This window comes from Gimesia sp. (assembly GCF_048262075.1).
Classification (GTDB): domain Bacteria; phylum Planctomycetota; class Planctomycetia; order Planctomycetales; family Planctomycetaceae; genus Gimesia.
On the sequence record NZ_JBLXFK010000004.1, the window covers coordinates 51,384 to 73,264 of the forward strand.

The following is a 21,881-nucleotide window of genomic DNA, read 5'->3' on the forward strand; positions in this document are numbered from 1 at the left end:
GTGACAATAGCAAGGATATGGTTTCAAATTTAATTGAAACTGGCTGAGATTGAATCGGAAGTCTTTGTAGTTCATGAAAGGCTCCCTTAAATCCTGAAAATGAGGAATGATCTACGAAGTATTTACTTTTGCGATCTAGCAATTCAAACGTGAATGATCTGGAATCCATTCCGGTGGAAATACTGATTGAGCTTGAACGAGTTCAACGTTTTCATGGACTACAGCAAGATGATTCAGAAATCGAAACAGTAATTCGTCAAGCTCGATCTGGACAGATCCGACCTTATGTCGAATTACAATGGCCTGATGCAGTTCTTGATGACTGGCAGTGGGATATTCTTGAATCCTTATTTGACCTCACGATTCGCCGAGTATTTGTAAAAGGGAATACCGGTTGTGGAAAGGGGGCCGCAGCAGGAATTGCCTGTTGTGCCTACTTTCATATCTGGAATGATGCAAAAATCATTATTACCCGAGATACTGTGAGAACAGCTCAAAAAATTGCATTTGGTGAGGTCGATAAATGGTGGCGAAAAATGCGGTTCAAACCACCGGGAAAGCTTTTGACTTCAGGTGTATTTGATACCAATCAGCATTCTATTTCACTGGCGAACCCGCAACATATTGAAGGGTTTCGTGGTGCACATTCACCACATGTGCTGTTCTGGTTTGATGAAGCAACCGCCCCCAATCTGGAAAATAAATATAAACTGGCAAACACGCAGGCCAAAAAATTCCTTGCGCTATCTAATCCATCGACCCTCTCCGGTACGTTTAGAGATTCTTTTCCAACTGTGGATCCTGATAGAACTCAGACAATTATAGATCAATATGGGAAAACTCGCTGTATCACTGTCAGTGGCTGGGAATGCACAAATGTGAAAGAAAAGTGTCTTGAGCAACCTGTTGCGCCGATTGGTGGGATCAAAATTGCGGACACTTATTACACACATGGAAGCCCCATTGCAGCAGATGATTTCGAACGAGTTCAACCTCAAATTCCCGGGCAAACCTGTTACGACGAATTTATGGCACTACTGAATGATGCTGATCCTCTAATACGTAATGTATACGCCTTGGGAAAATTCCCCGATCAGGATCCTGATAAACAGGTTATTTTACCAGACTGGTTGATTAAGCCAGTTCAATTCTGGTCTCGATGGAATCGCTTATATCTAAGAGCCCAGGAAAAACCTCATATATTTGCATCAAAACTGTTAGAGCAAATTTTGCCAGTAGAGGGTTTCGGATTGGATGTAGCAGCGTCACGATATGGTGATACTTCAGTATTAGCAGTGGGAGGGCGATATGGGATTCGGGCAGTTCACGAGTGTCAATTTTCTGATACCCAGCAGACGATGTGCTGGGTATTGGAAACGGCAATCTCCTACGGGATCGATTTGAAAAAGGGAGTAATTCCGATTGCCATTGATTGGGGAGGCGGATATGGAAATGCGGTGGGAGACCCATTGAAAAAAAGAAATGTGCATGTCATTGAAATTCACGGCAACGCTAATAGTAATGTAGACTCAAAAAAATATGCCAATAAGCGGGCTGAGCTTTATGGTGAGACAGCAAGAAGGCTTGACCCTGCGGGGGATTTTCGCATGATGCCATTTGCTCTGCCCGATAACCAAAGGTTAAAAGCTGAACTTGTTGCACCTGAAAAAATATACGCCGGCCATGATGGCGAAAAATTCTACATCACACCCAAAGGGCGACGGGGTTCAGATGAGAGCTTCAGCGGGAAAACGCTTCATGAAATTCTAGGGAGATCACCCGATCGAGCAGATGCTGTCGTCTACTGTCTGTGTGCATTGAGAAATCAGCGTCGTCGTCAGTTGATGGTCGTCTGAAGATCCAAATGACCACTCATCAAACAATTCTCTGAATTTGGGAAAGACTCTAATGTGGAATCCATTGAAACAATTTACAACGCGTTTTAAATCAAATCGATTTGCAGTTGCCCTGCGTGCGGTGCTGGGAGCGGGGCAGCCGGGTTCCTGGAGTAGTGATCATAAAAGGGAATCCGATCAATATTCTGGATGGACTTTTGTTGCGATCAGGGCTATTTGTCTGCAGGCAATGCAAGCATCAGTTATGGTCTATGATGATTCAAAAAATGGTTCTAAACAGAAAAGGATCAAAGAAAAAGTTCGAAATAAAAGCGGATATTCTCAGTTCAAAAGTTTGTATGCGGGTGAATTTGGCGCTTCAGATCCTCTCTCAAACGAACACCCGATTTGTAAAATATTAAAGCTTCCCAACCCGACTCAATCTGGTGCTTCGTTTCGCTATGAACGTGTCTTACAGCTTCAGTTGACAGGGACCAGTATTGTCTGGAACGTGCCTAATCAATTCGGTAAAACGGTGCAGAGATATGTTATTCCAACTGCAATTGCTACCCCAGTACCCCCAAGTCATAAATTTCCGGAGGGAGGATATAAAATCCAGGCACCCTCTCTCAGATATTTCAGTGAGTCAAATGGTAATTCATTTACAGAAACGAATATGTTTCATCAAGTCGTAGGAAATGTGATCCCAATTTCTCAACTCCAAATATCACGTTGGCCTCACCCGGTGTATAAAGATGATGGGCAATCTCCTGTGAGTGCAGGAGCAAGGTGGTTAGATTCAGCCAATCAGATCGATTCTGCTCGCTGGGCTCAAATGAATAATGGGGCAGATCCTTCGATTGTCGTTACATGTGGCAAAGACATGAATCCGACCAGAGAAGAACTCGAAGCAGCGGCTGCGATGTTTGAACAGAAGTATGGAGGAACAGAAAATACAGGGAAGGCCATATTTACCACGGGTGAACAGGTCGTTTCACTAACTGCAACTCCTCGAGAAATGGATTACAATTCTTCCTTCATTCAGTTCAGGGATGCGATTCTTGCTTTGCATGGCGTTCCGGGAATTGCTGCCGGTATCTCGGATGGGGGGAGTTATGCGGCTTTTTATGCAAGTCTGAAACAGTTTATCTGTCTCACGGTTCAGCCAATACTGGACTTGTTGGCAGAAGATGATACCGAGCATCTGGCTCCACAATTTGGAAAAAATCTGACAGTAGAAATAGAAGCAACCCATATCGATGACCCGGACCTACTTGAAAAACGACTGGCAACAGATATCCGCGCCAAAATTATTAAAGTCGATGAACTGAGAGCGATCAGGGGGCTGCCTCCTCTGGGGCCAGAGCAGGGTGGCGAACAACTGATCAACCAGGGTGATTCAAAATTTCAGCAAACAGAAAAAACTGACAAGCTTGATGATGATGCAGGAGCTCCCAGCCTGCAGAAAGGCAGAGTTTCAAAGAATAACTTGAAGCCTGTTAATATTTTCTGAAAGAGTGAAGATTCAAAATACAAGGCAATCAATGCCTTAGCTACTGGTGAGATTATTTCTGCTTTGAAAACTAGCAATCAGATAACTGACAAGACAACCGCTGGCAATATTTACTATAACCGCAGCGGGAGCTATCCATTGAAAGCTGATCGGGTCGGGTTCGTTGGGACCCATAAAGATCGGTCCAGAGAATGCAATTAAGATTGCAGTAGTCGTTCCCAGAATCGCCCCAACAAGTACTCCTGCCGGCTTGGAATAGGGAATGAACAGAGCGAAGAAAAACAGGCAAAAGATTGGTGTAGTCAACAAATTCGCTGTTTTGTTTGTTACGGCTGTTATATTTCCCGGGATACTTCCCATTACAGAGCTGGATAAAACCACGATGGTACCAATACCAAATGCCAGCAGCCGTGCTGTAAAAACATGGCCCTTTGGTGTCTGCGGAGATTTGTCAAACCGATCTAGAAAGTCTGTCATGACAACTGCTGTGATCGAGTTAACTCCGGAATCAATGCTGGACATGGCGGCAGCAAACATGGCTGATACAACACATCCAGAAATTCCAACAGGAAGATGATGTGCTATATAGTGCGGAAAGAATTTGTCGGCATCTTTTTTAAGGTCAATTCCCGCAGGGATTTCATTTGGAAATTCTTTGAAGTATCCCAATAAAGCAAAGCCAACCATGGCTAATGTCAGTGAAACTATAACAGAAACACTTAATTGAACTGCCAGGGACTTTCTGGCTGCCCTCGCATCTTTTGTAGACATAAAACGTTGTACAGAAACCTGGTCACCACATGAAGTCGCGACATACCAGACCAGAATTGAAAGAAACGTTCCAACATAGGTTACACGTGTTGCCGGATCGAAGCTGAAAAAAGGTTGAGTATCCCAGTTTTGATCCCATTGTGTTGGGAACCAGCCAAACCCCCCCAGATGATATGTGATTGTAGCAATGACCAGTAACGCGCCTCCAAACAATAAAATTGTCTGAATTAAATCTGTTATCACAACTGCACGCAAACCACCCAGCGAAGTGTAGATGATTGCAACCAAGCCTGTGCCCAAAACGATATAGGGGATCCATTCTTCGCCAACATTGAGCATGGTTGTTATCGCTTTGGCTGTCAGATAGACCAGCAACGACATCCAGATCAGTCGCAAGCAGACAAACATAATCGCTCCAAGGAGACGAATACCCAGTCCCAGTTTTTCTTCCAGTAGTTCATAGGCACTCGTGACTCGCTGTCTCATATAAACCGGGATCATTACAAATCCAACGATGAGGAAGATAAAAGGCATCGCGAGATCTTTAATCAGATATACTGGACCTTTTCCCAGGATTTCACCAGGTGTCGAGAGATAAGTGATTGTGCTGAGCAAAGTGGCAAATAACGAGACACCAATTAATATGGGATTCATCTGCCCGCTTCCAACAAAGTATTCTGACGTATCCTCCTGTCCTCGACTGAAGTACCAGCCCAAAAAAATCGTTGAAATTGCATAAATGGCGATGATCACCCAGTCGAGCGGATGTAGTCCGGTATTGACCGCCAGAGGTTCGGGGAGCGACTCAGCTGCAAAGATAGGGCTCTCAAGAAAACAAAATATCAACAGGGGCAAAATGAAAAATAATGATTTCAAAACTCTGTTTCCTACTGAGTTGATTTAGATTCCGGAGCTGCAACTGGAGACAAGTCTTTGACGTTGAGAAATAGAAATATCGGAATTTCTATCCAGTATGCTGATAGAGACTCCCGATTTCAATTCTGTTTGATCTAAGTTCGTAGTAAAACCTACTAACCTCAATTATGCTATTTAGATAACAATCCGTCTGGTTATTTGACCATTGCCGGACATCCTGTAATTCTGTTAAAGCAAGTTGAACAATAAAATGGCTGATTCAAATAAAATTCAGTTTAGCAAGAAAAGAGCCTGGAGCCACGATTTACCGATCAGTTATCTGATGCAGCAGGGAGTGGAAAATCCGGGAGTGCTTTCTCTGGCGGCTGGATTAGTCGATCAGGACAGTCTGCCTGTTTCAATTACTCAAAGTGCATTTGAGTCTCTGTTTTCAAATCCCAGATCTGCCAGGGAATCGCTTCAATACGGAACAACTGCAGGTTCATTATCACTTAGAAAAATGCTCCTGACTCATCTAACCAATCTGGAGCAGAAATCAGCTGAAGAAATGGGGATGACAGTAGATAATTTCATTGTCACAACTGGTTCGCAGCAATACCTGTCATTGTTAGGTGAAGTGCTGCTTGATCCGGGTGATATTTGTCTGGTTGCAGCTCCGACATATTTCGTTTTTCTGGGTGTATTACAGGGATTAGGAGCACGCATTATATCTGTTGATACAGATGAATCTGGGATGAAGATGGATTCTCTTGACACCACACTGGAAAGGCTGGAAGTTCAAGGCCAGTTAAATAGAGTGAAATTGATCTATCTTGTCAGTGATTATGAGAATCCATCAGGAATATCACTTTCGATTGAGCGGCGAAAAAAAGTGATAGAAGTTGCTCAGAAATGGTCAACGCGACATCGAATTCATATTTTAGAAGATCTGGCATATCGAGAGCTCTGTTATGATGGGCCGGTACTGCCTAGCATCAGAAGTTTTGACCAGACGGGTGAAACTGTTATTCTTACGCAAACGTTTTCAAAGAGCTTTGCTCCTGGGTTGAGAGTTGGGTTTGGAGTAGCATCGGAACAAGTCTGTGCGGCAATTTCAGATAAAAAAGGCAATGATGATTTTGGCTCTACTAATATGAGTCAGCATATCTTAGCAAATGCACTTCGTGAAAATTTATATTATGACCACGTGGAATATTTGAGATCCGTATATCGTGAAAAACGAGATTGTATGCTGGATGCTGCTGAGACACATTTCTCAAAACTGAAGAATGTGAATTGGATTCATCCAGGAGGTGGCCTTTATGTCTGGATGACTTTACCGGAATCGATAGAGACAGGATTTGAAAGTTCGCTTTTTCAGAAAGCGATCCATGGTGATAAAGTCATGTATGTACCAGGTGAACTGTGCTATGCATACGATCACGATCTTGGTTGCGATGAACAACCTGCCATACAAAAAAATCATATGCGGCTCACTTTTGGTGTGCAGAATACTCAAGGAATCCAGGAAGGAATGAAGAGACTGGCAAATGCGGTCAAATCATTCATATAAAAGGGCTTACGGGTTTTGTGAATACATAGGTCTCGGCAGGTGTATTTGGTGAATTTTGGAATGTGTTCAAGCGACTTTGTCGATTGTGACGATAAGGCAGGCAGGGTTTTATCGTTTGATTCGTGATAGAGTTGTTCCGATGTGAAACGCATCTCGGCTAATAGTTTCAAACCATATCTCATCATCTCACGGGGTTCTTCTCAGAATAAGTAGTCAAATGGGTATTTGTGATTCCTGCCATTCCGGATGTTGTCGCTCTTTTGCAGTTCCAATCTCTGGTGCAGATATTCATCAATTTACTCATTACCAGAATAAAAATTTCTGGGACTTTGCATGCCGATGGGAAGACTCAGAGGGATTGATTTCTCGAAATTTAGCCCCCCATTTCTTTTTTGAAGATGCACATGATGTACCCTTTGTCATTTGTTTGAAGCATATCCCAAGTGTTTCATTTCCGGGTACAACAAAGTGTCGGTTTCTCATGGAGTGTTTGCCTGATGAAGACCATCCAAAAGGTTTAGGGCGATGCAGTATTTATCATTCGCGACCGCATACCTGCCGCAGTTTTCCTGCAAAGCTGAATGATGATAGTGAACTGGCAATTTTATATGAGATTCCCTCAAATGGCAGGGATGGTGAACCTGCATATGACCTCTGCCCTCGTCAATGGACTCCTGCAGATTTAGAACCGAACGAAACGATTCAGAGTTTGGTTGTCGCAAAATATGAAATGACATTTTTCCAGAAAATCGCGGCTGTATGGAACCAGAATCCTGGTCCATGGAACTCTTTCCCGGAGTTTATCAATATCATTTATTCAAACCGCATTTCTTCTGGTCAAGTCGGCAATCCAATTCAGGATCAGTCATCTGATGATGCCGAACCGCTGTCTAAAGCAGCATAGTTCATGAATGCATTAACTGAGATAACTACTAACTCAGTCACTCATGCTTTAGATCTCTTATAAATTCTGCTCCGGATACTAGCGGTGTAACCCGTAACTCAGAATAGTCTATTCTTATTCAAATTGAGAATTATTATTCCGGTAGAGCAGAAAACAGAGTCTCCGAACACATATGATTGAACTGATTCGTCAGAGGTCAAATTTCTTACTGAAAATTGAGCAGTTCATTGTAAATCAAAAAGACAAAATTGTTTTTTTCGTGTCTTGACCCCTGTATGCCGAATCTTAAAACACTGCCCTGTCGCAAACATGATATGTTTCTCAACGGGGCAAACAGTGAATTCCAACCAGATTACAAATTCTTTAGAGTCTCTTCTCAAAAATCGGCAGCAGAAATTTGGATCTCTCTGCAAGATTGCTGGTAAAGCTTCAGAGCTATCGCTGGCAAGCCAGGCACAGCCAATGATCGATGAAAGGCTGATGTCTGCACGGGCAATCATTAACACACCTCGAGAGGACCGCGAAGGTGATGTTATTAAACCTGCCGGGGTACAGCTTGAGAATTTCCGAAATAATCCAGTTGTTCTCTGGGAACATGGATTAGGTGAAATCACAAGACCGATCGCAAAATGTCAGCATCCGGATGGTCGTCTGGCAATCGAAGTAGACCAGGAAAAAATTACTGCGACATCTTACTTCACTTCGAAATCTCTGGAGTCGCTACAAATATTTCATCTGATCTCTGAGGGATTAGTCAGAGCAACCTCAGTTCGTGCCCTGCCAATTAAAACATCGACCAGGAAAACAGCAAATTCTGGTATCGGAATAGTCTTGGAGCAATGGGAATTAATTGAATGGTCCTGGGGCGCGTTAGGAGTCAATCCAGATGCCATTGCAAGAACCCTTGATCGAGGAACAATTGAAGGACACAAAATAGTTGAGCCTCTAAAAAAATCACTGACAACAGTGCTCCCTCAGAAGAAACATCAAATCCCTGGTTGGACATCCACAGGTACTGACCATTCAGTAGAGAGGGAGTCTGAAAGTGATGAAATGCAAGCTCCAACTAAGGTGCCTGTATACGATGAGCATAAGCGATCAGCTTTAAATCCAGAGAACGATTACGATTTGGAAATGTCCGTGCCTCTAGGGGCTCAGATTTTAAAATCGATTTCAAGCTGTTTCTTAGATCTGAAAAAACAGCTGAGAACTACTTCAACAGTACTAGAAAATGAGTGCATAAGGTCCTTTTTGGAAAAGCTGTTCCTGACATTAGAGAGTGAACAGGAGAAATTGGACAAGACGTTTGCAGAAAATTATTCCCAGCTAAATCTTAAGGATAAAAACTCAGAGGCGTGGGACAGGTATGATAAATCAGGTTCAATTTTTCAATTAGTCAATTCTCCAAGAGTGAGTGAGATTGCTTACCGATTGAACCAAACCGGTTTGAAAAAAACTCCTGAATCAGCTTCGCAGATTCAGGAGTTTTCAGACCTCCAATGCCAACAAATTACAGACATATTTAAACAAGCAAACCTGTTGTCTCAACAGAATTTATACAGTGATGAGAGTCGACTGTTGGAGAATGTAGAAGAACTCTCGCGAGTAGTTCGCGAATTACAGCAGAAACTGTCCAATCTGCTACCTCAAACCTGATGTGGCCGCAAATGGCATCAATTGGAAATCAGATCTTTGAACCGATGTGAAACACTTAATCCGAAAATTTATTAGCAGAAAGGGCATTCTATGTCTGAAACACTCGAAGAAAAAGTAAAGTCTCTCTCATCAAACATTGAAAATCTCACTAAGAGCGTCGATCAGTTGAATGGTCCTGATATGAGCGGGATCCACCGGGATGAAGAGGGGCGTCTGGCAGGATATTGGGAGCAGGAGAATGCTCAAGCTGACCATCAGGCTTATCAGAAAACGTATTCATCCTCGCGCAGACGATCATTTCCCAATGGATACAAGCCATTTTCAGAATTCCAATCGTTTGGTGATTTTATCCGCTGCGGATTTAAAGACCGTAGTGAAGTGATTACCAAAACTAAAAAATCCTGGGGAATGTGCAAATCAATCCAGGGAATGTCTGAAATTGTAGGCGCCGATGGCGGTATTGCTGTTTTACCAGAGTTCCATCAGGAAATTCTGACACGAATTTATGCGAACGATATTTTCAGCCGCACAGATCATTACCGTGTAGCAGGGAATAATATGACATTCCCGACAGATTCAGAAACAAGCCGAGTGGACGGCACTCGTTCAGGTGGATTACGAGCTTATTGGGTTGGTGAAGGTGACCCGTTAACTGGTTCCACACCGAAACTGGGTGAAACGACATTGAAGCTTAACAAGTTGGCAGTGTTAGTTTACCTGACGGAAGAGTTAATTAACGATAATGGAATGGCTCTCGAGTCTTATGTAAATAAAAAAGTGACTGAGGAAATGGAATTTATGTTAGGCGAATCCATTTTCAATGGAAATGGTGTCGGAAAACCACTGGGAGTGATGCAATCTTCTGTAAGAGTGACAGTTCCGAAAGAATCTGGTCAGGCTGCAAATACTATTTTGGCAGAAAATATATTGCAGATGTGGAGCCGCATGAAAGCATCTTCACGGATGAATTCCGCCTGGTTTATTAATCAGGATACAGAACCTCAACTACACCAGATGAGTCTGGGAGTTTCGACTGCAGGCGGACAGTTGGTCTATATGCCCCCAACCGGTCTTTCTGGAGCTTCTTATGCAACTTTGATGGGACGTCCTGTGATTCCAACAGAGTTCAACGAAACACTGGGAACTGAGGGAGATATCCTCCTGGCCAGTCTGGATGACTATATCACAATCAGTAAAGGTGGTATTGAGCAGGCTGAGTCGATGCATGTTGAGTTTCTAACGGATCAACTGGCACTGCGATTTATTATGCGAATTGATGGAAAGCCTTGGGAGACTCAGCCATTAACTCCCTATAAGGGAACTGCCACTCAGTCAAGTTTTGTCACACTGGCGACTCGTGCGTAATTTTGCAATGGCAGAGAGCAGTAACTTTTCTCTGCAGATCTTTCTTAATGCAATCAGAATCAATAAGGAACTCAAATAATGTTCAACAAAGAATTTTTAGAAAGTCACGATATCATTCCTGCTTTCATGCCTGTCGACTTGTCGGCGGATGTGAATACAGGAGACAGGGTCAATCTTCAGAATTACGATCGTTGCCTCTTTGTTTTACTCGCATCGATTGGTACTGCAGGAGACGATCCGGTGATCTCAGCACAACAGCACACTGCTGCAACTTCTGGTTCATCCAAATCTCTTAATTTCAGGCGGGTTCGACATAAAGTCGGTGCTACGGATATTGATGCCACTGGTCAGTTTACACTCGTTGAGAATTCGGCGGCATCCAGTTTTGATACGGATTCTATTGATGGGGCGGAGAATCAGGCATTGATCGCTATTGAAGTAATGTCCAATGACCTGGATTCAGATAATGGCTTCACTTTTGTTTCATTTAATGTAGCTGACGTAGGATCCAATGCGCAACTTGGCGCTGGAATTTACATTCTACAAGGGGCGGGCTATGTCAATGAAATTCAACAGTCTTCCATTGCATAGTCATTAAAATACTACATCTTTGACAGTTAATGGTTTACGGAAAGAGTTTCAATAAATAGCAATTAAACTCAATCAGCCAGTGCTGATGATTGATTTCAAATATTTATTCGGAGTTATGATTTCCAATGTCACTTACTACAAAAGCCGTTCTTAAGACGCTTCTTGGAATCAGTGATGCATCAATGGATGAGGTGATCGATTTACTGATCCTCCAGGCCGATGCGATCATCAAAGGGTATTTGGGACGGGAGATCGAACAGGCGACTTACACAGAGTACTACAGCGGCTCTGGCGACCAGGTGATTATCTTAAACCAAACCCCGGTTCGATCCATTACATCGGTCAACGAAGACCGTGACGGCTATTATGGGGACGGCACGGACGCTTTCCCCACCTCTACATTGCTGGTCGAGGGTACGGATTATGTGCTCCGCAAGAACGACGCCACCGCTACAGAAGTCAGCAAAAGCGGGATCCTGTACCGGATCGGCAAAGTATGGCCGCGGCCTTATTCGCGCCTCAGCGGACAATTAGTGAATTCTTCTGGGTTAGGGATGGGGAATATAAAAGTGGTCTACACAGCAGGATGGGAGGCTGTTCCCGCAGATATTCAGTTTGCAGCCAATAAGTTGGTAACTTCCATGCTTCAATCGAAAGAAATGGCGGGACGTTTAAATTCCGAATCGATCGAAGATTACTCCTATACACTTTCAGGTGCCGAAGATGAATCTAGAATGCTGGACTCTGTAAGAAGCTCGCTGGCTCGTTACAAGAAAGTGGTGATCTGATGGTAACGACTCAACAACTGGACTATCTATATCTGAAAATGCCTGGTACCGAAGCGGTGACAGTGACAATAAAGCGGGGCGTGAATAACGATACTACCGCAACGACGTCCGTTTCTCATGCCTGGATGCGAGACATCTCTCGGGATGATATAGCTAAGGGTCTGGTAACCTCGGCTCATGAAGGCATTGTCTGGAATATTCCCAATGTCTTACTGGCCGGAGCTGAGATCGAAACAGGCGACACGATCACCGATTCGAGCAGTGTGGTCTGGATGGTCATGTCAGTATCGCGGTTGAGACTCCGCACTCATTGGCGATGTATTTGCCGGAGGCAAAAATGACAGCGATTCTGGAAGACATTCTGACAACCGTAAAAACTCAGATTGAAAGTCTTGATTTATCCGACATAGTCGACGACTCGATCATCATTCAGAAAGTACCTTCAACACGGAACTTCCAGAGTTCAGATTTTCCTGCAATTCTAATTGCTCCTGGAGCACCAAAACTCAACCCCGCTAAGGGAACAAATTTAAGAGACCAGATCGAATACCAGGTAGGGGTGTTCATCGTCGACACAGATCAACAGAATCAGACTTTAAATAGAGAGAAGTATCTCAACTGGTATGAGAGTATTGTCAAAAATTTTCGCACCCCTCGTTTGTCTGGAGTGTCAACGGTAGTTAACAGTTATGTCGCCCCTGGCGCGGTTGTCGATCCGAGTTGGTTTGAGGCAGGGGAATATCATGCAGGGATGACCCTGTGGTTTATTAGTTGGGAGTCAAGAACATGACACATGAAATCGAAGTCAAAGACGCAGAGTTTTTAAAAATTTCTACTAATATATATGGTGGATTAAGGTTCAAGACTAATAAGGAAACAGATGCAGTCAAGATGTATGCTGACCAGATCAGTACCGGGCGTCAGACTTTTTCAGACAAAGAGGTTCGAGACATGCCTGGATTTAAACTAATTAAGGTAAAGGATGTTACAAGATGTCTAAAACCATCACAGCTAAAGAGCTCGGTGGATTTCTCTCCGGTATTGTCCGCAGATTAGAATCCCCACAAGCATCGAAGGTCCTCAGTGAGTGGAATGATGAGCTTGCCGGGGATCTGGCACAGGGATTCTTAAACAGTCATTCACCCGACGGGGTGCCGTGGGCACCATTAAAGAACCCACGACCTCCAGGGCACAACCCCGGGACGAGACCGTTGATTGACTTTGGAGATCTGATGCGAAGCGTAGTTTCAGATGGTCAAGGCCATATAGAAATTGTCACAGAAGACTCCACAACATTTGGGACCAGTATTTACTACGCCAGCGTTCACCAAGACGGAAGAAAAGACGGATCCATCCCGGCCCGGCCATTTCTCGGCTTTCCGGACGAATCATTGGACAAGGCGGTTAAAATGCTGTCTGGTCACTTAATTACAATTATTGACGCGATTTAAAAGGGTAGACTTATGACATTAGGAATCGGAACATTCACCCGCGTGGCGATCGATAGTGCATTGCCGTTTGACACCAGTTCAATTCCCATTGAAATAGTCGGCGCTGAGTCGCTCGTTGAATCACAGACGATAGATGAAACTGGCGGAACGACTGGCACAACGGAACATATCTCTGAACGTACGAGGTTGGGGCAGAAACGTTGCTCGGGCTCGATTCGTGTGCCTGCAAGCAAGCTGGCATTGGACACACTGCTACCATTGATTCTGGGGGCAACGGAGAGTTCTGACGAATTTGCACTTGCGGATACCATTCCTGAATTCGTCATGATGATCGACCGCGACGAAAAAGTTTACACATACTCTGGTTGCCGGATTGCCAGAGCGACCTTCAACGGTTCATCCGGGCAGATGGTGATGGTGGATCTCGATATTGAAGCAGAAACTGAAACCGAAGGTGCTGCTGGATCCTTTCCTGCATTGGCCACACCAACCGAAAGCCCGTATCGCTTCGAAGATGGCGTTCTCACTCTGCTGTCGGAAGAGCGTGAATTCAATGAGTTCAGTCTGGTCATCGAGAATCAGCTCGATACAGAGCGGTTTGAGAACTCGCTGACACGTGTAGATATCCCGTTACTCGATCGCATTATCACTCTGGGGACAAATCACCCGTGGTCTACGGCGAACCTTGATCTGATTAAGCAGGATCTTGCAGGGGCAGGCGGTTCTCTGGTACTCACAAATGCAGAAACCGACGATACTTTGACGTTCACCTTAGGGGCCATCCAGTACCCGACTCGTACCCCGGGGACCACGAAAGCACAGGTCACCAGGCTTCCGCTGGAAGGTATGGTGCGCAAGGCCGGCAGCACAGCCAGCCTGGTGATAACAAACGCAGCAGGTACGTAAGTTCATTTTACGACTAGTCTTATTGCAGTACAAAGGCAGCCAGACGCGGCTGTCTTTTTTTATTGTTTGCATATAACGATACAATATTGGTACAGTGGACGCATGTGTTTTATGGTGCTTGGTTTAGATATGAGGGTCAACATGAAACGACTATTTGCATTTTTAATTACGTTCTTCGTAATGACATCTTTTCTGATTGCTGACTTTCCTCGGATGACTTACTCGATAGGATTCCGAACAGTAACAGTTCAGGACTACAAGAAGCACCTTAAAGAATCAGGGGAAGAGATCCCCATCTTTCCCCCCAGGACGGGGAATGCCGTAATAGCCGGAGGTGTCCAGAAAGGGTCTCGCGCTGATATCGCGGGGCTTGAGAATAACGACCTGATCCGAATTATTAACGGAAAGCTGCTTCGGACTCCAGATGAAGCAGATGAGATCTTGAAATCTGTAACATATAAAGACAAGCTGGAGTTGGGAGTCATTCGGAGAGGGAGAGATAAGTGGGAGCGTCTGGCGATAACGATAGAAGCGTTGAGTGAAGAGGAACACATCGAACGATCTATTGTGGGGTCGAACCCGGTTAAATACAAGGATCACTGGTATTCGACCAGGAGGCATAGAGAATCTCCTGAGAATTATGGTTCAGGAGATATTAATTTGAATATAGCTGTGGTTGACGATAAACCAGAGTTTCTATATCTGTGTATCGGAAGGTTAGATTCCGAAGATCTGTTTACAAGAAAATATACAGTTAAAACAGATGAAAACACATATGAGTTAATTGACTTGCCACCAAATGAAGTGAAAGACATTAACAGCAGGATAGATGCGCTTCTGATTGCAGAACAAGCCAAAGTGAAAGATATAATTGATCATATAAAAGCAGGTAAACCACTTCTTGAGGATCAGGTTCGATTGCTGGAAAAGGCTTGGATTGGCTCTGCCCGTACAGGGGAGTATCGTAAGTCTCAGGGCGGGTTAACAAAGCTGGTTGGATTCGAAAAAAGTGAAACGTCTGACACTAAGCGATATGAAAATGAGAGGTACTGGGAAACTTACGATAAAGAAGTTTCGAAATCACAGGAAAAGATGATCTTGGATATTGCTACCTCGAAAACAGTCACAATCAGATATTCAGGTACTAAGTTTTACCACGAATTAGAAATTCCCTCCGAGGTCAGATCAAGAATGGAACTAGTAATGAAGAGCTTTAAAAATTCAGGTGGAAAGCTCTTTGAGTAAACTCGTGACTGAATTCCTCAAAACCCTTTTTGACACCAACCAATCATTTCACTTCAGCAGATGTTATCATCCGCTGTACTCTGATTAAGGGTGCATTTCAGGTTTAGTCAAGGGGGAGCAAACAATCTTCTCAGCCCGTCCGCCCGAGTTTGTTGCGAACGCGGAAGGGTATAAGCCCTGTTTTTCCGGACTTTCTGAGAATCCAAGCAGCAGCGTAACAACGTCAGCAGCAGCGATTGCTGATTTTAATGCAGCTCTCATCAATTCCTCATCTGGCACGTGGGATGGGCAAGGCGGTCCGGGTGACTCGGCATGGGCGATGAATATTGCTCATTATTACGGGGAGGGATGGCGTGTTCTTTTCTCAGTCAAGGTTCTGGGTTATCACGAAACACTGAGAGACGTATTCGGTAATGATGGGACAGTCCTTTTCCTTTTCGGTGCTGTCTATAAATCTTCAGTTAATCGCTGTTTTATAGATGAGGACACAAGATTTAACCGCACCTCTGTCGGGTTCAACATTGTTGACAATCCCTCTAATTTTTTCAGCTACCTGGACGATATAACCGACCCGACAACTCCTGAAGGGAACCCGGTCTATTACCCGGAATACGGAAATGATATTGCTGCAGTCGCGGAGTTGCAGTTGCCTGCGTACATCGATCTAAAACACGTTGACATAAACTGAGAAGTCATGACACTGACCACCGAAGCAAAACAGCAACTCTGTGACGGCTGTAAATTTAAACGCAATTTTCTCTGCCGAAAACACGGCGATGAAATCCGGCGACTGGTTAAGTCACGCGCGACCTGTGAGGGCTGGGGGAACGCAGAACCCGTGAAGCCTGCTGCACGCTACGCTCCCGTCAAAAATCTGGCAGTAGTGTCTTGTCATTTCAATCCCTGTGGATACAAACTGCCTGTGCGCAATGCTTACGAGTACCTGGATAGAATTGGCGTACCGGTCACGATGGTGGAGCTGTCTTTTGACGGACGGTTTGAATTCGAGGCACAGCACAAAATCGTTGGTGATCTCACAAAATCGTTTATGTGGCAGAAGGAGCGTTTGCTCAATATCGGAATCCAGTCGCTTCCACCTGAAGTGGATGCGGTCGCTTGGATCGATGCCGATGCTCTCTTCCAGAACCCCAACTGGTTTGAAGATACAAAAAAACTGCTGGAATCGTACCCGATAGTGCAGCTGTATGAGCGAGTGGACTTTCTCGGGCCCGATCGAAAGGTTATGAACCAGACGAACAGCTGGGCCTACAATTGGAATCATGGTCTGAATGGGGAAACATTCGGAACACCGGGATTCGCCTGGGCAGCCAAACGTGAGGCGATTCCCTGGGGCATCTACGATAAAGACATCATTGGCGGCGGTGATTGTCACGCCGTTGCCGCATTCGTCAAAGAACGCAAGTGGGTGGAGAAACAGTATTCATCTCTGAAGCGTCCTGCGGCGGACTTTGATGCATGGAAAGCGAAGCAGTACCCGTTAATTGAAGGGCGTATTGGCTGCGTTCCAGGGGCGACGTACCACCTGTATCACGGAACCCGCGAAAGACGCCAGTACGGGGATCGGCTGCAGATCCTGCGGAATCACAATTTCTGTATCTCTGATATCAAGATCGGAGAAAACGGGGCGTGGGAATGGGCCTCTTACAAGCCGGGGCTGCATCAGGATATCCGCGATTACTTTTTGAATCGGGAAGAGGACTCATGACCTACTGGGATGGCAGAAAAGATCTGAACTATTACAGCGTGGTCAGGGAGTGGCTGGAGCAGCTCGATCACAGGTCAATCATCGATGTGGGTTGCGCTGATACCCCGGTGGTGACCTGGGGGAAATTTCACAGGCGAACGGCAATCAACAACCGGGAGTTCCCTTTCCTGCATGGCGTGGAATGCATCGAAGGCGACTGGATGAAGCTGGATCGGGAAGCCGATGTGATCACCTGCCTGCAGGTAATCGAGCATTTCAAGACAGACTACCTGAGAGGCTTTGTCGAAAAGATAGTCAATAGCTGCAAGATTGCCATCATCAGCGTGCCGTATATGTGGGCTGCGGGTTCATGCCCCGGTCATCATCAGGACCCGATTGACATCAGGAAGTTTTTAGACCTTATGAAACGAGAACCGGTCAAGTTGGAAATCGTCACAGACTCCAGCTGTCGCCGGCTCATAACCATGTTTGAGTGTGAATAATGGAAAAGCAGAACACTGATTTTTACAACAAAAAATACGCCGCTGGTGACTTCATCTATGATCCCATGACAGAGCGGGCCTGGCTGGAAAAACACATCGTCACCCGGTTCGGATTGACGCTCGGGAGTAAGGTACTGGATCTGGGCTGCGGAAAGGGCCTACATGCTTCCCTGCTGTCGAGTTTCGGTTTACGGGTCTTCGGCGTCGAGCCATCCCTGCAGGGCGTTGTGGGGGCAATTGAGAGGGGTTCCAAGGCCATATTCATCAGAGACAGTGCGTCAGCTCTGGGGCACTACTTTGACCAGGATTATTTCGACCTGATCTATTGCCGGGGAATGAGCTGGTATCACCGGGAATTAGACCGGCTTTGCCCTGCCACGGGAGTCGATGTGCGGGAAGCGACCGCAGAGTTCTTTCAATACATCAAACCGGGTGGGCTGTTCGTTTTGCAGATCTGTTCTGACTTCTCGGGGAATAATCTGGATAAAGATGCCTACAATAACCGACTCTCAGATTACGTTCAGCTGTTTGAACCACACGGGGAGATTGTTCACAAATCGAACTGGACCGGGGTGGATCTCACCAGCGATGATCAGGCAGCAGAAGTGAAAGGTAATCTGGTCATTACTACTAAAAAGTAATATAGAAGGAGTTCAATTAGTTGAGATGACATTGATTTTATAATTAATCAATTGTGTTATCGAGAAGTTACAAACTCATTACTACAATCTCCTGTTTCTGAGATCTAGCGCATCCCAAAATTAAATGAAGATCTAACTCTAACATTGATTGCGGGAGTATAAAGTGATCTGATTGAGGATGTGCCTTTCGATCCTGATCCAAATCAACTAGCAGCAGTCTGGGAAGCAATAGGAAGAAGGGATCATATCTACCGGGTATCCATTAGTACGAGATAGAAATTTAATGTCAGTGAGCAGGAGTAGCCGTTTCGGGAGATGGTCTTAATCAAATAAGGTTTGTAATGAATTGATTATATGTTCAATTTTCTGATTCAGCGTCAAATGATTTATTTTGTAAATAAAATAGATCACTTCGCATGACATATTTAATTTCCTCATCAGTTACAGCTAGACCAGAATGCCATAGGTCATGTGCAAACAGTAAGCAGCGTCCTGATTGAGGTTGGACTTTGATCTCATTTTTGCGAAAAATTGTTTCGCCACCCTGCTTGATTGAATTCAAGTAAATTAATACTGTGAATTGCGATTCGTAGTTCGAATATTTTTTAATTCCATCTTTATGAAAGTTAAATCTTTGTTTTCCCTGATATCTATAAAATCTGATATAGGGACTCAGTCCTGCGGGGTTTCCCAGCTCTGATGAAGGAAGAGGGTAATTTCGGAGTTCATTCCAGAGTTTATCTGCGAGTTCCTGAGATTCGATGTCTGCGCGTTCGTTTGTCCGAATTTGATTCGACTGCTTGCGAACTCCGTAGAAATCTACATCAGCCAGTTCATAGCCAAGATATTCGCTGTAGTTAATGTAGCTTTCACATTCTTCGGGAGTGAGAAACTGATCAATCATTAAAATCTGAGGATCCAGCCAGTTAACGATTCCGTGCATTGAGAGGCCTAACTTAGTTCCCAGCCTTTACGATACTCACGGCGGATATATTGATCGGATTCCGGAGCGTTCGTTGCCTTCATGGCCTGAGTGTCCCAGTGCAATTTTTTACCTGTTCGATAAGCGACATTGCCCAGGTGATTCGCTTCGGTCAGTAATCCTGCATACTCGAAATTGCAGGTTGTCGGGGCGCCCGTTTTACAGGCATGAATCCATTCCGCATGGTGACCCAGAGATTTCGGAATGTATGGTTCCGGGGGTTTGAAATCAGCGAATTCTTTTTCTGGTAATAAGACATGCTTACTGTAATCTGACAACAGCATGCCTTTCTCACCGACGAATAAAACGCCGTTTGCCCATTGTGGGATTTTGCCTTCTTCCCAGAGTTGGGGTTTGTTCGTCCCCTGGTACCAGCCCACTTTTACGGGGGGCATGTCGCCTCGTTGACCGTATTCATAAACGGCCTGCATTGATGCCGGTGCGATTTCTTTCTGGATCGGCGGTCCTTCCGCTTCAATTGTGAGTGGGTAATCCAGCTTCAATGCCCAGAATGGCAGATCGATCCAGTGGCTGCCCAGGTCCGACATGGTGCCATTACCAAAATCCCACCAGCGATACCATTTGGGACCCGGGAAATAAATATTATTGAAGGGACGTTCTGGAGCCGGTCCTAACCAGAGATCCCAGTCCAGTCCTTTCGGAATCTCATCCGAATGGCTTGGCCTTTTTTCCGAGTAAACAAGATTTTTTGCTGCGCGGGCCGCTTCTTCGGAAGGATGCCAGCCCCAGGCCCGTGACACCCACACGTGGGCTTCCTGAACGGGGCCGATGGCGCCGGACTGAATCAGTTCAACGACCCTGCGGTAGTTATCTCCCGCATGAATCTGGGTACCCATTTGCGTGGCAACATTCGCCTTCCGAGCCGCTTCCCGAATGACGCGGGCTTCCCAGACACTGTGAGTCAGTGGCTTTTCACAGTATACATGTTTTTTCAGCTGCAGTGCGGGAAGAGTGGCGAAGGCGTGCGTGTGTTCGCAAGTGCTGACAACGACGGCGTCGAACTGGGCCGGGTGATCGTAGACTTCGCGAAAATCCTTGAACTGTTTTGCTTTGGGATGGCTCTGTGCGGCGCGAAACAGATTCTGTTCATTCACATCGCATAGAACCGTAATATTTTCAGATGAGACCGATCGGAGATTACTGCCGCCTCGTCCTCCCGAGCCTATAATGGCGATATTCAGTTTTTCATTCAGATTCGTTCCCCGTACGATGGCGGGTGCCCCAAAGCCAATTGCGGCGGCCGCCGATGCAGAAGTTGCCAGAAATCGTCTGCGGCTTATAGAAGAATGAATCTGGTCTGCATTTTCGGGTTGATCTTGCACAGGATGCCTCCACCTCTGAATAGAATGGCCTGAATTCCGGGGTTCATTTTTTAAACTATCTTAAACTATGGCAAGATTCAGTGGGCAAGGCAAGACAAAATGAAAATCTCGAATGAATTCTACTGTGATTAAGAGTGGTCCAAGGTAGATCAGTCAGTTGAACATTGGGGACAATTTCCTGAATGGTCCAACTCTTCACTGAGGCAGTGCTGATGACAGTCACTACATAGATCCAGTTGTCCTGGATATTCCTCCAGAAGATTCAGGTAGTCGATAATTTGTGATCGAATCTTTGAGTCATGACTGAGCTTTCTGCTGAGAACCAGTGTTTCATTGATTAACGCAGCCTGATCTGTGGGAAAGGTCGTTTGGCGTTGTTCAGGTTGCCTGCTGCCGCGTGAAATCTGACCTGCTAGTGAACTGCTTTCTACAGACCAGAAGTGCCCGGCTCGCCATGTTCCTTCAATTGTCTGTTGCAGATAAACTTCGATCCGATTTGTTTCCGGACCGGTAACGGGAATGCGAATGATGTTGATGGTTGCGCTTGGCTCTGATTTGGGATTGTGCCGGGCTTGCGCCTCAGGTTTTGTGATCGTTACTGCTGCCTGCATCATACGACAATTCTGATTGAGAAACTTCATCAGTTGTTTACGGCTGGAATGTCGTTCCTGTTTAGTCTGTTTGAGTTTGAGCCGCAGCTGTTTCAGTGAATCGTCTGCTTCATTGAATTGAGTAATCAATTCTGACAGCTGCTGTGTTATTGCCTGGTTGGTTACTTCATTTACACTACTGGGGTCCTGCACGGTCTCTGCCTCCAGGAAATTCATCGGCTCACAGTGATACCAGCAGCAGTAGGCTTGACGCCATAAATGCCAGCCTGTGGTATCAAACAGATAAGGGTTGTCAGTGATTGGCACTTCCGCTTCACAGGCATTGATTGCCTGTTCGATAATTATTTCTCGGGAGCCGGATGCCAGTTCCCCTTTCATTTCCAGCAATTCACGCTCCATGAAATCTGGGAGCGATGCAAACTCAGCCTGATATGCTTCGTCTGCTTCTACGCCGGCATTAATCCAGGATTGGAGCGATTCAATTTGAGCAGGCGCGAGCTGTGCCACACGTGATTGAGAGAAATCAATCCCCCATTCAGTAAGTTGACCGCAGATAGTGCGACAGGTGATTTCATTAAAATTGGTTTCTGTAAACTGGTTTTCCATGGACGTACTTTCCCTGTAATAATTACATAGTGAATTA

General features: G+C 45.2%; 21 protein-coding genes. 17 read left to right on the forward strand and 4 right to left on the reverse strand.

Annotated features, from left to right (window positions below):
* Positions 1 to 149 precede the first annotated feature (149 nt).
* The gene (locus ACN0YH_RS09870; protein ID WP_417379409.1) at positions 150 to 1,856 is read left to right on the forward strand and encodes a hypothetical protein; all 1,707 of its coding nucleotides are present in this window, start codon (positions 150 to 152) and stop codon (positions 1,854 to 1,856) included.
* Positions 1,857 to 1,908: 52 nt separating this feature from the next.
* Positions 1,909 to 3,348 (forward strand): phage portal protein, encoded by a 1,440-nt coding sequence (locus ACN0YH_RS09875; protein WP_417379410.1) that lies wholly within the window; start codon positions 1,909 to 1,911, stop codon positions 3,346 to 3,348.
* 36 nt (positions 3,349 to 3,384) lie between these two features.
* Here ACN0YH_RS09875 and ACN0YH_RS09880 read toward each other — a convergent pair whose 3' ends face one another.
* Entirely contained in the window at positions 3,385 to 4,995 is a 1,611-nt protein-coding gene (locus ACN0YH_RS09880; RefSeq protein ID WP_417379411.1) for a sodium:solute symporter family transporter, read from the reverse strand.
* 250 nt (positions 4,996 to 5,245) lie between these two features.
* On the opposite strand from ACN0YH_RS09880, the gene ACN0YH_RS09885 reads away from it, so the two are divergent.
* From ACN0YH_RS09885 to ACN0YH_RS09955, 15 genes are all read left to right on the forward strand, one after another.
* Positions 5,246 to 6,547, forward strand: a complete 1,302-nt coding sequence (locus tag ACN0YH_RS09885) for a PLP-dependent aminotransferase family protein (protein ID WP_417379412.1) — start codon at positions 5,246 to 5,248, stop codon at positions 6,545 to 6,547.
* A gap of 217 nt (positions 6,548 to 6,764) precedes the next feature.
* Positions 6,765 to 7,451: a YkgJ family cysteine cluster protein gene (locus ACN0YH_RS09890; RefSeq protein WP_417379413.1), complete on the forward strand. Its 687-nt coding sequence runs from the start codon at positions 6,765 to 6,767 to the stop codon at positions 7,449 to 7,451.
* Between the two features lie 336 nt (positions 7,452 to 7,787).
* Positions 7,788 to 9,107, forward strand: coding sequence for a hypothetical protein (locus ACN0YH_RS09895; RefSeq protein ID WP_417379414.1), 1,320 nt, complete (start codon positions 7,788 to 7,790; stop codon positions 9,105 to 9,107).
* Positions 9,108 to 9,197: 90 nt separating this feature from the next.
* Entirely contained in the window at positions 9,198 to 10,472 is a 1,275-nt protein-coding gene (locus tag ACN0YH_RS09900) for a phage major capsid protein (protein ID WP_417379415.1), read from the forward strand.
* Positions 10,473 to 10,550: 78 nt separating this feature from the next.
* On the forward strand, positions 10,551 to 11,063 hold the full coding sequence (locus tag ACN0YH_RS09905) for a hypothetical protein (RefSeq protein ID WP_417379416.1): 513 nt from the start codon (positions 10,551 to 10,553) through the stop codon (positions 11,061 to 11,063).
* Positions 11,064 to 11,188: 125 nt separating this feature from the next.
* The gene (locus ACN0YH_RS09910) at positions 11,189 to 11,851 is read left to right on the forward strand and encodes a phage head-tail connector protein (protein WP_417379417.1); all 663 of its coding nucleotides are present in this window, start codon (positions 11,189 to 11,191) and stop codon (positions 11,849 to 11,851) included.
* Positions 11,851 to 12,192 (forward strand): hypothetical protein, encoded by a 342-nt coding sequence (locus tag ACN0YH_RS09915; RefSeq protein ID WP_417379418.1) that lies wholly within the window; start codon positions 11,851 to 11,853, stop codon positions 12,190 to 12,192. Before ACN0YH_RS09910 ends, ACN0YH_RS09915 begins: the two co-directional genes overlap by 1 nt.
* Complete coding sequence (locus tag ACN0YH_RS09920; protein WP_417379419.1) at positions 12,189 to 12,641, forward strand: hypothetical protein; 453 nt, start codon at positions 12,189 to 12,191, stop codon at positions 12,639 to 12,641. The genes ACN0YH_RS09915 and ACN0YH_RS09920 overlap by 4 nt, the downstream gene beginning before the upstream one ends.
* Before the next feature lie 202 nt (positions 12,642 to 12,843).
* The gene (locus ACN0YH_RS09925) at positions 12,844 to 13,302 is read left to right on the forward strand and encodes a phage virion morphogenesis protein (protein WP_417379420.1); all 459 of its coding nucleotides are present in this window, start codon (positions 12,844 to 12,846) and stop codon (positions 13,300 to 13,302) included.
* A gap of 12 nt (positions 13,303 to 13,314) precedes the next feature.
* Positions 13,315 to 14,208: a phage tail tube protein gene (locus ACN0YH_RS09930; protein ID WP_417379421.1), complete on the forward strand. Its 894-nt coding sequence runs from the start codon at positions 13,315 to 13,317 to the stop codon at positions 14,206 to 14,208.
* A gap of 141 nt (positions 14,209 to 14,349) precedes the next feature.
* Positions 14,350 to 15,453 (forward strand): hypothetical protein, encoded by a 1,104-nt coding sequence (locus ACN0YH_RS09935; RefSeq protein ID WP_417379422.1) that lies wholly within the window; start codon positions 14,350 to 14,352, stop codon positions 15,451 to 15,453.
* 319 nt (positions 15,454 to 15,772) lie between these two features.
* Positions 15,773 to 16,141: a hypothetical protein gene (locus tag ACN0YH_RS09940; protein WP_417379423.1), complete on the forward strand. Its 369-nt coding sequence runs from the start codon at positions 15,773 to 15,775 to the stop codon at positions 16,139 to 16,141.
* A gap of 6 nt (positions 16,142 to 16,147) precedes the next feature.
* Positions 16,148 to 17,179, forward strand: a complete 1,032-nt coding sequence (locus ACN0YH_RS09945; RefSeq protein WP_417379424.1) for a hypothetical protein — start codon at positions 16,148 to 16,150, stop codon at positions 17,177 to 17,179.
* Complete coding sequence (locus ACN0YH_RS09950) at positions 17,176 to 17,661, forward strand: hypothetical protein (RefSeq protein WP_417379425.1); 486 nt, start codon at positions 17,176 to 17,178, stop codon at positions 17,659 to 17,661. Before ACN0YH_RS09945 ends, ACN0YH_RS09950 begins: the two co-directional genes overlap by 4 nt.
* Positions 17,661 to 18,302 carry a class I SAM-dependent methyltransferase gene (locus ACN0YH_RS09955; protein ID WP_417379426.1) on the forward strand — a complete coding sequence of 214 codons (642 nt, stop codon included), beginning with the start codon at positions 17,661 to 17,663 and terminating at the stop codon, positions 18,300 to 18,302. Before ACN0YH_RS09950 ends, ACN0YH_RS09955 begins: the two co-directional genes overlap by 1 nt.
* A 358-nt stretch (positions 18,303 to 18,660) precedes the next feature.
* Here ACN0YH_RS09955 and ACN0YH_RS09960 read toward each other — a convergent pair whose 3' ends face one another.
* From ACN0YH_RS09960 to ACN0YH_RS09970, 3 genes are all read right to left on the reverse strand, one after another.
* Entirely contained in the window at positions 18,661 to 19,206 is a 546-nt protein-coding gene (locus ACN0YH_RS09960) for a 2OG-Fe(II) oxygenase (RefSeq protein ID WP_417379427.1), read from the reverse strand.
* Positions 19,207 to 19,253: 47 nt separating this feature from the next.
* Entirely contained in the window at positions 19,254 to 20,627 is a 1,374-nt protein-coding gene (locus ACN0YH_RS09965; protein WP_417379428.1) for a Gfo/Idh/MocA family protein, read from the reverse strand.
* A gap of 149 nt (positions 20,628 to 20,776) precedes the next feature.
* Entirely contained in the window at positions 20,777 to 21,844 is a 1,068-nt protein-coding gene (locus tag ACN0YH_RS09970; RefSeq protein WP_417379429.1) for a hypothetical protein, read from the reverse strand.
* Between the last annotated feature and the right edge of the window lie 37 nt (positions 21,845 to 21,881).

Bases quoted from the DNA above. Each gene is read 5' to 3' on its own strand.
- ACN0YH_RS09875 (WP_417379410.1), top strand. From the start codon at position 1,909: ATGTGGAATCCATTGAAACAATTTACAACGCGTTTTAAATCAAATCGA.
- ACN0YH_RS09885 (WP_417379412.1), top strand. From the start codon at position 5,246: ATGGCTGATTCAAATAAAATTCAGTTTAGCAAGAAAAGAGCCTGGAGC.
- ACN0YH_RS09890 (WP_417379413.1), top strand. From the start codon at position 6,765: ATGGGTATTTGTGATTCCTGCCATTCCGGATGTTGTCGCTCTTTTGCA.
- ACN0YH_RS09900 (WP_417379415.1), top strand. From the start codon at position 9,198: ATGTCTGAAACACTCGAAGAAAAAGTAAAGTCTCTCTCATCAAACATT.
- ACN0YH_RS09905 (WP_417379416.1), top strand. From the start codon at position 10,551: ATGTTCAACAAAGAATTTTTAGAAAGTCACGATATCATTCCTGCTTTC.
- ACN0YH_RS09910 (WP_417379417.1), top strand. From the start codon at position 11,189: ATGTCACTTACTACAAAAGCCGTTCTTAAGACGCTTCTTGGAATCAGT.
- ACN0YH_RS09915 (WP_417379418.1), top strand. From the start codon at position 11,851: ATGGTAACGACTCAACAACTGGACTATCTATATCTGAAAATGCCTGGT.
- ACN0YH_RS09920 (WP_417379419.1), top strand. From the start codon at position 12,189: ATGACAGCGATTCTGGAAGACATTCTGACAACCGTAAAAACTCAGATT.
- ACN0YH_RS09925 (WP_417379420.1), top strand. From the start codon at position 12,844: ATGTCTAAAACCATCACAGCTAAAGAGCTCGGTGGATTTCTCTCCGGT.
- ACN0YH_RS09930 (WP_417379421.1), top strand. From the start codon at position 13,315: ATGACATTAGGAATCGGAACATTCACCCGCGTGGCGATCGATAGTGCA.
- ACN0YH_RS09935 (WP_417379422.1), top strand. From the start codon at position 14,350: ATGAAACGACTATTTGCATTTTTAATTACGTTCTTCGTAATGACATCT.
- ACN0YH_RS09940 (WP_417379423.1), top strand. From the start codon at position 15,773: ATGAATATTGCTCATTATTACGGGGAGGGATGGCGTGTTCTTTTCTCA.
- ACN0YH_RS09945 (WP_417379424.1), top strand. From the start codon at position 16,148: ATGACACTGACCACCGAAGCAAAACAGCAACTCTGTGACGGCTGTAAA.
- ACN0YH_RS09950 (WP_417379425.1), top strand. From the start codon at position 17,176: ATGACCTACTGGGATGGCAGAAAAGATCTGAACTATTACAGCGTGGTC.
- ACN0YH_RS09955 (WP_417379426.1), top strand. From the start codon at position 17,661: ATGGAAAAGCAGAACACTGATTTTTACAACAAAAAATACGCCGCTGGT.
- ACN0YH_RS09960 (WP_417379427.1), bottom strand. From the start codon at position 19,206: ATGATTGATCAGTTTCTCACTCCCGAAGAATGTGAAAGCTACATTAAC.
- ACN0YH_RS09970 (WP_417379429.1), bottom strand. From the start codon at position 21,844: ATGGAAAACCAGTTTACAGAAACCAATTTTAATGAAATCACCTGTCGC.